Source organism: Vibrio methylphosphonaticus (assembly GCF_023634655.1).
Taxonomy (GTDB): Bacteria; Pseudomonadota; Gammaproteobacteria; order Enterobacterales; family Vibrionaceae; genus Vibrio; species Vibrio methylphosphonaticus.
The window spans coordinates 333770-346474 of record NZ_JAMKMS010000001.1; the positions used below are offsets into that span (position 1 = coordinate 333770).

Genomic DNA, 12705 nt, shown 5'->3' on the forward strand with positions numbered 1-12705 from the left:
GACTTAGCGTACTTTTAGCGTGGCTAAACCAATCAAAACAAGAACAATAGAGATAATCCAAAAACGTACGATAACGCGAGGTTCTGGCCATCCTTTCAGTTCATAGTGGTGATGGATAGGCGCCATACGGAAAATACGTTGCCCACGTAGCTTGTAAGAACCTACCTGCAAAATCACCGACAGCGTTTCCATAACAAAAACACCCCCCATGATCACTAATACGAACTCTTGGCGAACCAATACCGCGATGACACCAAGCGCGCCACCCAATGCAAGTGAGCCCACATCGCCCATAAACACTTGAGCTGGGTAAGTGTTAAACCACAGAAAACCAAGCCCCGCCCCAACGATCGCAGTACAAACAACCACCAGCTCAGACGTATAAGGGATATGAGGAATGTGCAGATAATTGGCAAAGTTCACGTTACCCGTTGCCCATGCAATAACTGCGAAACCAGCGGCTACCAACACTGTTGGCATAATCGCCAAACCATCTAAGCCATCGGTCAAATTCACCGCATTGCTGGTACCCACAATAACAAAGTAAGTGAATACGATGTAAAACAGCCCCATTTGTGGCATAACATCTTTAAAGAAAGGCACCACTAGTTGGGTTGCAGCAGTATCCTGTCCATGAGCATACAAGGCAAATGCTACCACGAGAGCAATCATGGATTGCCAAAAATACTTCCAGCGCGCAATCAAACCATCGGTGTTTTTACGTACTACTTTACGGTAATCATCGACAAAGCCGACAGCTCCATAGCCAAGCAGGACAAAGAGAACCGCCCATACATAAGGGTTACTCAAGTCAGACCAAAGCAAAATGGTAATGGTAATGGCAAACAAGATCATTACGCCGCCCATTGTCGGTGTGCCGCGTTTGCTAAAGTGGGATTCTGGACCTTCGTTACGAACCACTTGACCGATTTGCAGCATCTGCAATTTAGCGATCATTTTTGGTCCCATCCATAAGGATATGCCTAGCGCCGTCAATACACTGACAATCGCTCTAAATGACAGGTATTCAAAAAGACGAAAAAAAGAAAAGTATGGCTGAAGCAGCTCTGCAAGCCAAATAATCATGTAAAGTTCTCCTTCAGTGCTGTCGCTACTTTAAACATACCGGCACTGTTCGCCCCTTTCACCAATAAGGTGTGAGAGGTCTGATTTAATAATAGATGTTGCTCAATATAATTAAGCATAGTGTCGTGACTTTTAAAATGCTGACCACCGCAAAGGTCACTGATCACTTTCGCATCTTCACCATAGGTTAAAACATGCTCGAAAGCGAAAGGTGCAGCATGTTGTCCGACTTCTTTGTGAAGTGCAAGGCTTTCATGCCCCAATTCCGCCATGTTACCCAAAATCAACCAGCGCTCTCCTTCAAACTGGGAGAGCAGGTCTACCGCGGCTTTCATCGCGGGCACACTGGCGTTGTAGCTATCGTCAATCAAGGTGATCGTGTCGGTGAGTGCTTCTACCTCAACACGGCCTTTCACTTTCTCTAACGTTTTCAATCCAAGTTGAATATGCGCTAATGTCCCACCACATTGCACCGCAAGTGCCGCGGCCGCAATCGCATTACTCACGTTGTGAGCCCCCACTAAACCAAGCTGAATCGCAACTTGTCCGATAGGCGTATGCAGTGTAAATGAGGAGCTACCCTTTGATGACATTGCTATGTCAGAAGCAAAATAGTCTGCGTCAGAGTTTTGCTGAGCAAAAGTGACCACGCATTTATCACGCAGTACGTCTTGCCACATTGCTCCACCTTGGCTATCAAGATTAACCAAAGCCACTCCTCCCGCTTGCAAGCCTTGGTAAATTTCACCTTTGGCTTGTTTTACACCATCAAGAGAACCAAACCCTTCAAGGTGAGCTTCTGCGACATTATTCACTATCGCGATATCAGGGTGGGTAAGTTGCGTGGTGTAAGCAATTTCACCAATATGATTAGCACCCATTTCAATCACAGCGAAATCATCATCTTTGGTGCTTCTTAATAGCGTCAAAGGCACACCGATATCATTGTTGAAGTTGCCAGCGGTATATAGCACCTGCCCCTGCTGGTTTAAAATGCTCGCCACCATCTCTTTAACGGTCGTTTTTCCACAACTGCCAGTAATCGCGATCGTTTTAGCGTGGCAGCATTGATGCACGTATTCACCGAGCTGACCCAGAGCCTTCAAAGAATCGTCAACGATAATTTGCGCAATATCGATGTCGAGCACTCGCTCGACAATAACGGCGGTGGCTCCATTGTCTTTGGCCTGACCAACAAAGTCATGCGCATCAAAGCGCTCACCAACTAAGGCAATAAACAGCGCACCCGCTTCGATCGCTCGAGTGTCGGTTGTGACGTTATCAACCTGTGCATCTTCACCAACCAATCGTCCATCGACAACTTGCGCCAGCTTAGATAAAGCAAGAGTAATCATAAGTCTATCCCTAACAAAGTCGCGGCTGATTCACGATCAGAGTAATGCCGAGACTCTTGACCAATCACCTGATAATCCTCATGCCCTTTACCGGCTAGTAAAATAATATCGGCAATCCCAGCATTAGATACGGCAAGCTTAGCCGCTTCAAACCGGCTATGTTGCACCAAAATGGAGTCAGGACTTTGCACACCGGCTAGCATATCAGCCACGATGGCGGCAGGATCTTCACTACGAGGGTTATCATCACTAAGAATGACATGATCGGCTAACTGTTCGGCAATACTGGCCATAAGCGGTCGTTTACCTTTATCACGATCACCACCACATCCGACAATCACCCAAAGCTTACCCTCACAGTGTACACGCAGTGCTTGAAGCGCTTTTTCTAGTGCATCTGGCGTGTGCGCATAATCCACCACAATTTTCGGCTTCGATACGGCGTGAAATAATTCCATTCGCCCTAAGACCGGCTGTAAGTGTTGAGCACACTCAATTAATTGTTGTTTATCAAAACCTAAACGAAGCAAAGCGGCAAATGCCAGCATGACGTTACACGCGTTAAATTCACCAATAAGCGGCGCCTTTAGGTGACCTTGGCCAAAGCAACCATCAAAGTCGATTTCAATACCACTTTCACTGTATTTGACCTGACTTGCCCACAACGCATGTTGCCCTATTGGGTGACCATTAACGGAAACCGCTATCGCATCAGGGCGAGCTTCAAGCCAACGCAATCCCACTTCATCATCGACATTAATAACCGCGTGCTCACAGTGATGTTGTGTAAACAGCTGTTGTTTCGCCGCTTCATAATCAGCCATTGTGCCATGGTAGTCCAAGTGATCTCGGCTAAGATTGGTAAAAATGCCCAACTTAAAAGGCACTGCGGCGACACGGCCTTGGATCAAACCGTGAGAAGAGACTTCCATTGCGGTATACAATGCACCCTGCGCATCTAAAGAGGCGAGTGTTTTTTGCACTTCAATGGCATTACCCGTGGTGTTCTTTGCCACTTCAAGCGTCTGCAAAAATCCGTTACCCGTTGTTCCCATCACTGCCGCACGTAGACCAAGTAATTCGATCCACTGGGCGATGAGTTGAGTGATGGTGGTCTTGCCGTTCGTCCCGGTAATCCCAATCACATCTTGCTGATAACGGTAGAGACGTGATGCGAGTACTGATAGAAAACCGTCTAAGCCATAAAGATAAACAATCGGCACTGAACCCGTTAAGGATACTTGCCCATGTTGACTTTCTTCATCGGCTTGAGCAATCACGCTACTGGCGCCAGCCGCAATGGCCTTTTCGATGAAGCGACGACCATCCATTTCATGGCCAATAATGGCAACGAAGGTATCTCCTTGGGTAATAGCACGGCTATCCAACTCAAGGTTAGCTACGTCAATAGCATCAAGGGTTTTATTGTCGATCTTAAGCCAAGGCTCAAGCAACGCTGTCAATGTCAAAGACGTCAACATAGAAATAGCTCACTTTTATTGAAACTGATTTTCATCAGGCGCAACATTCAAAATCTGCAACGCCCCTTTCATAATTTCTGAGAATACGGGTCCGGCAACCGAGCCACCGTAGTATTGATCACCCTGCGGCTCATTAATCACAACCACCAACGACACCCGAGGCCGACTGACCGGCGCAACTCCGGCAGTTAACGCGACATATTCATCGCTGTATCCACCGGCACTCGCTTTACGTGATGTTCCGGTTTTCGCCGCAACACGATATCCCGGCACTGCCGCTCGAGTAGCGGTTCCGCCAGGCTGAGTAACCCCTTCAAGGTAGTGCAGAACTTGCAGCGCATTATCGTGCTCCATTACCTGCTTAGAGAGATCTTGTTGATTATTTTCAATGATATGCACTGGCTGGTACAGGCCGGCATTACCTAACGTCGCGTACGCATGTGCGAGTTGTAATGGTGTAATTGAGATACCGTAACCGAATGCCAGTGTCGCAATTTCAAATTTAGACCAACGGCGGCGATTTGGAAAAATCCCCGATGCTTCACCGATAAGATTAAGTCCCGACACTTGCCCAAAACCAATCGAGCTGTACATGCCCAATAACGCTTCCAAAGGCATATCTAACGCCAATTTCGCCACGCCAATGTTACTCGACTTTTGCAATATTTTGGCGAGATCGGCTTTCCCTACCTTAGACGTATCTCGTACTCGGCTGCCGCCAATCTGCATAATACCATTGCCGGTATCAATCACTGTTTTATCGTCAGCGATGCCCGCTTCTAATGCGGCAAGCACAACAAACGGTTTCACCGTAGAGCCGGGCTCCATTGAATCGGTAATCACGCGATTTCGCATAGTGAACGACTGGCGCGACGTTCGGTTATTAGGGTTATAAGAGGGGGCATTCACCATGGCGAGTACCGCACCCGTTTCAACATCTATCATTACCGCGCTGCCCGATGTGGCACGATAGTCGGCGACCGCTTGCTTAATCGCACGATACGCTATCGCCTGCAGGCGTTGGTCAATCGTTAACTCTAATGGTTTGCCTTCTTCTCGCTCCTCGAGAGAGATATTTTCAACCACTCGTCCATAGCGGTCTTTACGAATAATTCGCTTACCGGCTTCACCCGTTAACCATTTATCATAACTGCGCTCGACGCCTTCAAGTCCATGACCATCGATGCCCGTCACACCCACTAAGTGCGAACTCACTTCCCCCGCGGGATAATAACGGCGAGATTCTGCTTTAAGTCCAATCCCAGATAGCTTGAGTTCTTTAATATACTTCGCCATCGCAGGACTGACTTGGCGTTGAAGATAGATAAAACGACGTGATTTATTCTTGTTAATTTTTGCGATTAAACCTTGGCGGTCTAAACCTAAGACATCAGCAAGAGCATGCCAGCGGTCAATTTCTCGAAAACCACCATCTTTAAAAATAGTCGCAGGGTCGGCCCAAACCGCTTGAACAGGTACGCTCACCGCAAGTGGCTCACCATTACGATCAGAAATAATACCACGCGCTGACGGTAAGGCTTTGACTCGGACAGAACGAAGATCCCCTTGCTTAATCAAGTTATCGGGTTCAATCACCTGGATATAACCAATTCTCGCCAACAGAGCGATAAAGATAACAATGACCGCCCCTAACACCGTACGAAAGCGCCACGGTATCATGGTTGGTGATGGAGGTTGAGGGGTGGGCTTTTTCTTGGTGGGGTTGCTAGCTTTTTTGCCTTTCATTTGAGAGAAACCACTACTTCCTTGCTTGCATCTGGACGCTTCATATCAAGCTCTTGCTTCGCCATAGCTTGAACACGGCTATGTTCAGAGAGGGCGTTTTCTTCTAACAGCAAGTTTCGCCACTCATTATCCAATCTTTCACGTTCTTGCAACGCCATGTCTTTTTCGTTCACAGCTTGTCGGGTATGGTGAGTGGCAAACACCACTCCCATCGCCGTCGCAAAAATAAGCATAAGCGCAATAAGAGGTAATCGACCTACCGTGATAAGATCGAAAAAGATAACTTTCGCAAGATTATGCTTAGGCTCGTTAGACATCCACTTGTCCGTTACAGTTTTTCGGCCACACGAAGCACAGAGCTTCTTGAGCGTGTATTGACTTCCACTTCTTGATCGGTCGGTTTTAACGCTTTACCCACCGCTTTAAGATTAGCGCTACCTAAGGCACGAATTTGAGCTTCTGTCATCGGAATACCATGAGGTACTTGTGGGCCTCGACTCTCTTTACGAATAAAGTGCTTCACCATGCGATCTTCTAACGAGTGAAAACTGATCACTGATAGACGCCCTTCTGGCGCTAAAATACTGGCCGCGCCTTTCAATGCTGTGTCTATTTCATCAAGCTCGCTGTTGATGTAAATACGAAACGCTTGAAAGCTGCGTGTCGCAGGGTGTTTTTTCTCTTTAAAACTCTTTGGTGCCGCCTCAGAAATTAACTTAGCAAGCTGGCTAGTACGCGTGAGCGGCTCTTTGTCTTCATCTGCACGATGAGCCACAATCGCTTTCGCGATGCGGCGAGCGTGTTTGTCTTCACCAAACTCGCGAATAACCCAAGTAATGTCATCTAAGTCCGCTTCTGCTAACCATTGCGATACAGGCATACCCGACGTTGGGTCCATACGCATATCAAGCGGACCATCTTTCATAAAGCTAAATCCACGTTCCGCATCATCAAGCTGCGGTGAAGACACCCCGAGATCGAGCAACACACCATCGACTTTACCGACGAGATCATAACGCTCTGCGTATTCCGCCATGCCAGAAAATGGACCATGGATGATAGTAAAGCGAGGATCGTTAATTTTACCCGCCTCTTCAATCGCTTGTGGATCGCGGTCAATACTATAAAGGCGACCACTTTCACCTAATTGTGAAAGAATTTGACGACTGTGACCACCACGACCAAACGTGCCATCTATATAGATACCGTCAGGCTTAATGGCTAGGCCGTCGATGGATTCATGCAGTAAAACTGAAACGTGTTGAAAGGATTCGCTCATGGGTGATCTCAAGAGTTGCTTAGGGCAAAGATGACCAGTGTACTGATTTCACGAAGTAACGTCATCTGGTTAAGTTCAGCCTAACGTAAAGATAGGTGATAAAAAAGCAAAAAACCCATCACAAAATCAATTTGTAATGGGTTTTTCTTAAAAGGTGAAGTTGACCTATAAGCCGGGTTCTGTATCCGCCTAAGCGGTGATAGCCATTCGTCTAGGCCAGCAATCGCTCACTGGCTCAAGCAACCTACCCGCTTCCTTACGCGAGCCGCGCAATGTGAAAGCCTATTTGGTCTTGCTCCGGGTGGAGTTTACCCTGCAACGAACTGTTACCAGTCGTCCGGTGCGCTCTTACCGCACCCTTTCAGCCTTACCTGTGCTCTTTCCGAAGAAATAGAGCCATCGGCGGTCTTCTCTCTGCTGCACTTGTCGTGGGCTTGCGCCCCCCAGGCGTTACCTGGCACCCTGCTCTGTGGAGCCCGGACTTTCCTCCCCTCCGTCAGTCTCCCCCAAGACAAGCTCAAGGGGACGTCAACGAAGCAGCGACTATCTGGTCAACTTCAGGCCGCGGATTGTATAGGAGCACGAGCAATTACTCAAGGTTTTCTAGTCCCCATTTGTAAAGTGCGTTCTTTTTCAGGTTATAAATCTCAGCCGTCATCGCCGCAGCTTTCTTTAATGGCAGCTCTTTCACCAAAATGCTTAGCGCTCGTAGTGCTTCATCAGGTAACCCTTCCACGGCCGCTTCACGGTGACCGTGAATCAGAAGAACCATCTCGCCGCGCTTACGGTTATCGTCTTCAGCAATCCACTCAATCAACTCTCCCAACGGCAAACCTTGAATAGTTTCAAAGGTTTTGGTGAGTTCTCGAGCTAAGACAACTTCACGATCGGGCCCCAACACTTCTAGCATATTTGCCAAAGATTCCGTAATACGGTGTGGTGATTCATAGAAAATACAGGTACGCTCAGCTTTCGCAATTTCTAAAAACTTATCCTTACGTCCTTTACTTTTGGCTGGCAAAAAGCCTTCAAAACTAAAGCGGTCAGAAGGCAAACCTGATGCGCTCAGCGCAGTGATAACCGCACACGCACCCGGTAATGGCACAACCTTAACGCCAGCTTGACGACATTGAGAAACAAGATGGTATCCTGGATCGCTGATTAATGGCGTCCCCGCATCGGAGACCAATGCGATAGACTCGCCAGCTAACAATTTTTCAACTAAAACTTGTGCTTTTTGTTGCTCGTTGTGATCATGGAGCGCAAATGTTCTAGTTTGTATATTGAAGTGAGAAAGAAGTTTACCAGTATGCCTGGTGTCTTCAGCGGCAATAATATCCACACTATGCAACACCTCTAGTGCCCTATGTGTAATATCACCAAGGTTCCCAATGGGAGTTGGCACAATAAAGAGCGTTGGTTGCTCAATATGAATGGTTTTGTTGCTTGTCATTTGTTTACCATCACTTCAACGATTAATATAATGATTTTACACGAATAGTGATTAAAGAGCTCATGGCAATGATGAACCGTAAAAAAAATAGTGTAACGCGCCTGCTAACACCCATCGCACTGGCTCTGTCCATTGCCGCATGTTCTACGCAACCAAGCGCGCCGACCAGTGTTGATATCACAATGGCTCCTACCGCCTCTTCTGAAACGTATTTAATGCGTGCCGATAGCGATCAGGGTGGTTTTGCCAACGAGTGGCTCATCCTTGCCTTTAAAGCGTCAATCCAAGAAGGCAACTACGACCAAGCCCAGCGTTTGTCTAACCGTCTAGCCAAGCAAAACTTGAGCACCATTCAACAAGCAGAATGGCAATTGGCTCGCGCTGAACTAAGTCTTGCTCAAGGTAAAGCACAAGAGGCTTACTTAGGGCTTAACCTACCAGTAGAGTGGCCTTTACCACAGCAGCAATGGATGCAGTATCACAATTTGCGCGGCCAAAGCTTAGCCATCATGGGCGACTACGTAGAGTCAAGTCGTGAATATATTGCTATGTCAGGTTTTGCACCGCGTGAGCAGCAGCAAAACATTAACGACAATATTTGGCAGAACCTTAATCAATACTCAGCCGAGCAGTTGTCGCAGCTAACCATCAAACCAGAGGAAGACATCCTTGATGGTTGGGTACAACTTGCCAGCTACATGAAGGCGCTTGGGAGCAGCTTACCTCAGTTGCAAAATACGCTAGAAAAATGGCTTGCGGAAAATAACAACCATCCGGCTGCACTTTATACGCCACAAAGCATCTATGATATTTTGAGCCTCGAGATTTCTACACCGCATAGTACAGCGCTATTGCTACCGTTGACGGGTAAGTACGCTAAACAAGCGCAATTAGTTCGTGATGGCTTCATGATGGCGACCATGGATGATGAACAACGCGATCCTGACGCAACCTTCACTGTCATCGATACCAACGAAGCAACACCAGCTGAAATCAAGGCTCGACTCATTGCCAATGATGTCGACTTCATTGTCGGTCCACTTATCAAAGATAATGTCGAAAAATTGCAGCAAGCACAACTAGCGACAGACACACCGATCCCAGCTCTTGCGCTGAATATCCCAACCGTTATCGAACCCAGTCAGTCGATGTGCTATTTAACCTTGTCTCCTGAGCAAGAAGTCTCACAGGCGGCAAAACATCTCGCGCAAGAAAACTATGCCTACCCACTGATTTTGGCTCCTAAAAGTAGCCTTGGAAACCGCGTAGTAAAAGCTTTCGAGGAAGAGTGGAGCAAACTAAGTACCAATAATATTGCCGTCGCCCAATACAGCAATCGTGCCCAGTTGCAAAAAACCATTAACAACGTCTTTGGTCTGCAAGACAGCCAACAACGAATTGCACAAATGGAAACCCTCACGGGTCTTAAGTTAGAAAATCAACCAAGAAGTCGCCGCGATATTGACTCAGTTTATATTGTGGCTAACGGCGCCGATCTTACGCTGATCAAGCCCTTTATCGAAGTTGCCATTAACCCAGATGCAAATCAGCCGAAATTGTTTGCCGATTCTCACAGCAATTCTAGTAAGCGACAATATGAAGACCTCACCGGCGTTGTGTATAGTGACATTCCGATGCTCATTGAAGAAGATGAACAGCTTGACGCCCAAATGACCAAATTTTGGCCAAAGAGCTCCAACGCAGAGAAACGCTTACAGGCATTGGGGATGGACGCCTACGCTCTAACCAAAGAACTGCCACAACTTAAAGCCGTAGAGGGGTACTCCGTCGATGGTCAAACCGGTACCCTTTCGATCGATGGTAACTGTGTGGTTCAACGACAAATTGCATGGGGTGTTCATGGGCAAGCTAAATCCCAAACCACTGATGCGCCTGAGGAGGCGACTGATAACGCCACTAACGTAAATAACACCGATGAAAGCGGTGCATTGGAACAAAATGATACGCCAACTGTGGAATAAAACCCGGGCAAGTATCGAGCAAAACGCTCCAAAGAACAAACGACAGATAGGTCAGCATTACGAAGACCTAGCACAAGCGTATTTGGGCAAACATGGCCTAAATACGCTGACAAAAAACTACACGGTAAAGTGTGGTGAACTCGATCTCGTCATGCAAGATGCTACATGCCTTGTCTTTGTTGAGGTAAAATACCGAAAAAGCCGTCAATATGGCCATGCGCAAGAGATGGTCACAGCATCCAAAGCGAAAAAACTACAAAAAGCAGCCATGGTTTGGCTGATGAAAAACGGCTTGTCACCTTACGATACTGAATTTCGATTTGATGTCGTCGCCATTCATAACAATGGTGAAGACATTGACTGGATAAAAAACGCGATTACTCAAGGATAACCATGCGCGATAGCATTAAAGAAAGCTTTACTGAAAGCATTCAGATTCAAATTGCAGCAGCAGAAGCGCTGCCAGACGTCATCACCCACGCTGCACAAGCGATGGTCGCCACCCTGCTTAATGGCAATAAAATTCTTTGTTGCGGCAACGGGGGATCTGCCGTCAATGCCCAGCAATTTGTTTCGTGTTTACTTAACCGCTTTGAAACCGAGCGACCAAGCCTGCCAGCGATGGCACTGACAACCGACAACACCACAATGACAGCCGTCGCCAACGACTATAATTTTGAAGATATTTACGCCAAGCAAGTGCGCGCTTTCGGCCAAACTGATGATATTTTACTTGCCATTTCTACCAGCGGTAATAGTAAAAATGTCCTAAAGGCAATGGAAGCGGCAGTGACCCGAGACATGACGATTATCGCTTTCACCGGGAAAGACGGCGGCGAAATGGCCGGGCTACTGGGCGAAAATGACGTAGAGATCCGTATTCCTTCTCACCGCACTTCTCGAATTCATGAAGTCCATATGGTCACCCTTCATTGCCTGTGCGATCTTATCGATCAGGTTCTATTCCCTGCTCATGAAGAATAACGCTATGAAAATATACAAAACCGTCGCTTTACTAGCGATGAGCTTAGCACTCTCTGGTTGTGCTGGATTGTTTGAAGTTACCGATACCCGATCAGCTAAAGAACTATGGAATGACAGCGCATTAGAATCAGAAGTGGCGGGAATGACCAACAAAGCCCCATTCGTTGGCAAAGTTCGCGTCGTTGCGAGTTCACAACGTGGCACCGTGGTATTAATGGGCCAAGCTCAAACCGAAGAGTTACGAAACACACTTAATGAACGCGTATCTGGGATTGATGGAGTAAAGCGTGTTTACAATCAAGTCCGAATTAATAGCCCACTTGGCTTTACCCAAATGAGTAATGACAGCTGGTTAACAACAAAAGTGAAGTCAGCATTATTGACGGATGATCGTCTTAATGGCGTTAAAATAAAAGTCATCACTGAAAACAAAGAAGTGTTTTTACTCGGGTATGTCTCCAAAGAACACGCCGATATCGCCACGGATATAGCGCGTAATATATCCGGCGTATCTCAGGTTATTCGTGCTTTCCAATTCAGTGAGACACAAGAGAAACTTAATACTGAAGCAGAAGCAGAACCGAAAAAAGAGAGCAACACTCAACAAAGTGTCGACTCAGCACCGGTTACTGCAGAGGAAGAACCGATGCGCCCGATTATTGAAGAGCCAGCACCTTTCGTAGAAGTGGAAGGCTAACGTTCAACCACTACCGACTTAAATTCGTCATCACGCATAAAAAAACCAGCCTATTATTTACAGGCTGGTTTTTTATTGGACTGCGTCTTGCTGTGTTTGAGTGCGATTGAAAGGCGCTACAGCAAGATAAAGTTAAGAGTTAAGAGTTAAGCCTTTAGTGCTCTCTCGCCACGCGCAATACCAACAATGCCGCTTCTCGCCACTTCTACCACATCCGTGACTTCAGATAACGCGGTAAGGAACGCATCAAGCTTTTCACTGGTTCCTGCCAACTGCACCGTATATTGTGATGCGGTGACATCCACAATTTGCCCGCGGAAAATATCGGCCGTACGCTTAACTTCAGCGCGTGCAAAGCCACTGGCTTTGACTTTGACCATCATCAATTCACGCTCGATGTGCTCAACTGCCGTGACTTCTTGCACTTTCAAGACATCAATCAATTTATGTAGCTGCTTTTGAATTTGCTCCAATTGCATTTCGCTTGATGCCGTCGTGATGTTAAGACGAGACAAGGTTTCGTCCTCTGTCGGCGATACATTCAAAGATTCAATGTTGTAACCACGTTGAGAGAACAAGCCAACCACACGAGATAGTGAACCTGGTTGGTTTTCCATTAGTAGTGAAATAATGTGCTTCATA

12 protein-coding genes and 1 other RNA gene are annotated in these 12705 nt (G+C 47.0%); 4 read left to right on the forward strand and 9 right to left on the reverse strand.

Annotated features, from left to right (window positions below; translation table 11 throughout):
• Window positions 1-3: 3 nt before the first annotated feature.
• The 8 genes from mraY to rsmI form a co-directional block, all read right to left on the reverse strand.
• Window positions 4-1086: a phospho-N-acetylmuramoyl-pentapeptide-transferase gene (gene mraY, locus M9196_RS01440; protein WP_250615751.1), complete on the reverse strand. Its 1083-nt coding sequence runs from the start codon at window positions 1084-1086 to the stop codon at window positions 4-6.
• Entirely contained in the window at window positions 1083-2441 is a 1359-nt protein-coding gene (locus tag M9196_RS01445; RefSeq protein WP_250615752.1) for a UDP-N-acetylmuramoyl-tripeptide--D-alanyl-D-alanine ligase, read from the reverse strand. The genes mraY and M9196_RS01445 overlap by 4 nt, the downstream gene beginning before the upstream one ends.
• Window positions 2438-3922 carry a UDP-N-acetylmuramoyl-L-alanyl-D-glutamate--2,6-diaminopimelate ligase gene (gene murE / locus M9196_RS01450; RefSeq protein ID WP_250615753.1) on the reverse strand — a complete coding sequence of 495 codons (1485 nt, stop codon included), beginning with the start codon at window positions 3920-3922 and terminating at the stop codon, window positions 2438-2440. Before murE ends, M9196_RS01445 begins: the two co-directional genes overlap by 4 nt.
• A 15-nt stretch (window positions 3923-3937) precedes the next feature.
• Window positions 3938-5668: a penicillin-binding transpeptidase domain-containing protein gene (locus M9196_RS01455; RefSeq protein ID WP_250615754.1), complete on the reverse strand. Its 1731-nt coding sequence runs from the start codon at window positions 5666-5668 to the stop codon at window positions 3938-3940.
• Complete coding sequence (gene ftsL, locus M9196_RS01460) at window positions 5665-5985, reverse strand: cell division protein FtsL (RefSeq protein ID WP_250615755.1); 321 nt, start codon at window positions 5983-5985, stop codon at window positions 5665-5667. Before ftsL ends, M9196_RS01455 begins: the two co-directional genes overlap by 4 nt.
• Before the next feature lie 11 nt (window positions 5986-5996).
• Window positions 5997-6947, reverse strand: coding sequence for a 16S rRNA (cytosine(1402)-N(4))-methyltransferase RsmH (rsmH, locus tag M9196_RS01465; RefSeq protein WP_250615756.1), 951 nt, complete (start codon window positions 6945-6947; stop codon window positions 5997-5999).
• 152 nt (window positions 6948-7099) lie between these two features.
• Window positions 7100-7506, reverse strand: an RNA gene (gene rnpB / locus M9196_RS01470) — RNase P RNA component class A.
• 30 nt (window positions 7507-7536) lie between these two features.
• Window positions 7537-8400 carry a 16S rRNA (cytidine(1402)-2'-O)-methyltransferase gene (rsmI, locus tag M9196_RS01475; RefSeq protein ID WP_250615757.1) on the reverse strand — a complete coding sequence of 288 codons (864 nt, stop codon included), beginning with the start codon at window positions 8398-8400 and terminating at the stop codon, window positions 7537-7539.
• A gap of 62 nt (window positions 8401-8462) precedes the next feature.
• Between rsmI and M9196_RS01480 the strand changes: the two genes are divergently transcribed.
• The 4 genes from M9196_RS01480 to M9196_RS01495 are packed head-to-tail and all read left to right on the forward strand — an operon-like array spanning window position 8463 to window position 12063.
• Window positions 8463-10382, forward strand: a complete 1920-nt coding sequence (locus M9196_RS01480; RefSeq protein ID WP_250615758.1) for a penicillin-binding protein activator — start codon at window positions 8463-8465, stop codon at window positions 10380-10382.
• A complete protein-coding gene (locus tag M9196_RS01485) occupies window positions 10360-10773 on the forward strand; it encodes a YraN family protein (RefSeq protein WP_250615759.1) in 414 nt (137 codons plus the stop codon). The genes M9196_RS01480 and M9196_RS01485 overlap by 23 nt, the downstream gene beginning before the upstream one ends.
• A gap of 2 nt (window positions 10774-10775) precedes the next feature.
• Window positions 10776-11366, forward strand: a complete 591-nt coding sequence (locus M9196_RS01490; RefSeq protein ID WP_250615760.1) for a phosphoheptose isomerase — start codon at window positions 10776-10778, stop codon at window positions 11364-11366.
• Entirely contained in the window at window positions 11356-12063 is a 708-nt protein-coding gene (locus M9196_RS01495; RefSeq protein WP_250615761.1) for a BON domain-containing protein, read from the forward strand. Before M9196_RS01490 ends, M9196_RS01495 begins: the two co-directional genes overlap by 11 nt.
• 146 nt (window positions 12064-12209) lie before the next feature.
• On the opposite strand, the gene ilvN is transcribed toward M9196_RS01495, so the two are convergent.
• Entirely contained in the window at window positions 12210-12704 is a 495-nt protein-coding gene (gene ilvN / locus M9196_RS01500; RefSeq protein ID WP_250615762.1) for an acetolactate synthase small subunit, read from the reverse strand.
• Window position 12705 lies beyond the last annotated feature (1 nt).

Bases quoted from the DNA above. Each gene is read 5' to 3' on its own strand.
- mraY (WP_250615751.1), bottom strand. From the start codon at position 1,086: ATGATTATTTGGCTTGCAGAGCTGCTTCAGCCATACTTTTCTTTTTTT.
- M9196_RS01445 (WP_250615752.1), bottom strand. From the start codon at position 2,441: ATGATTACTCTTGCTTTATCTAAGCTGGCGCAAGTTGTCGATGGACGA.
- murE (WP_250615753.1), bottom strand. From the start codon at position 3,922: ATGTTGACGTCTTTGACATTGACAGCGTTGCTTGAGCCTTGGCTTAAG.
- M9196_RS01455 (WP_250615754.1), bottom strand. From the start codon at position 5,668: ATGAAAGGCAAAAAAGCTAGCAACCCCACCAAGAAAAAGCCCACCCCT.
- ftsL (WP_250615755.1), bottom strand. From the start codon at position 5,985: ATGTCTAACGAGCCTAAGCATAATCTTGCGAAAGTTATCTTTTTCGAT.
- rsmH (WP_250615756.1), bottom strand. From the start codon at position 6,947: ATGAGCGAATCCTTTCAACACGTTTCAGTTTTACTGCATGAATCCATC.
- rsmI (WP_250615757.1), bottom strand. From the start codon at position 8,400: ATGACAAGCAACAAAACCATTCATATTGAGCAACCAACGCTCTTTATT.
- M9196_RS01480 (WP_250615758.1), top strand. From the start codon at position 8,463: ATGGCAATGATGAACCGTAAAAAAAATAGTGTAACGCGCCTGCTAACA.
- M9196_RS01485 (WP_250615759.1), top strand. From the start codon at position 10,360: ATGATACGCCAACTGTGGAATAAAACCCGGGCAAGTATCGAGCAAAAC.
- M9196_RS01490 (WP_250615760.1), top strand. From the start codon at position 10,776: ATGCGCGATAGCATTAAAGAAAGCTTTACTGAAAGCATTCAGATTCAA.
- M9196_RS01495 (WP_250615761.1), top strand. From the start codon at position 11,356: ATGAAGAATAACGCTATGAAAATATACAAAACCGTCGCTTTACTAGCG.
- ilvN (WP_250615762.1), bottom strand. From the start codon at position 12,704: ATGAAGCACATTATTTCACTACTAATGGAAAACCAACCAGGTTCACTA.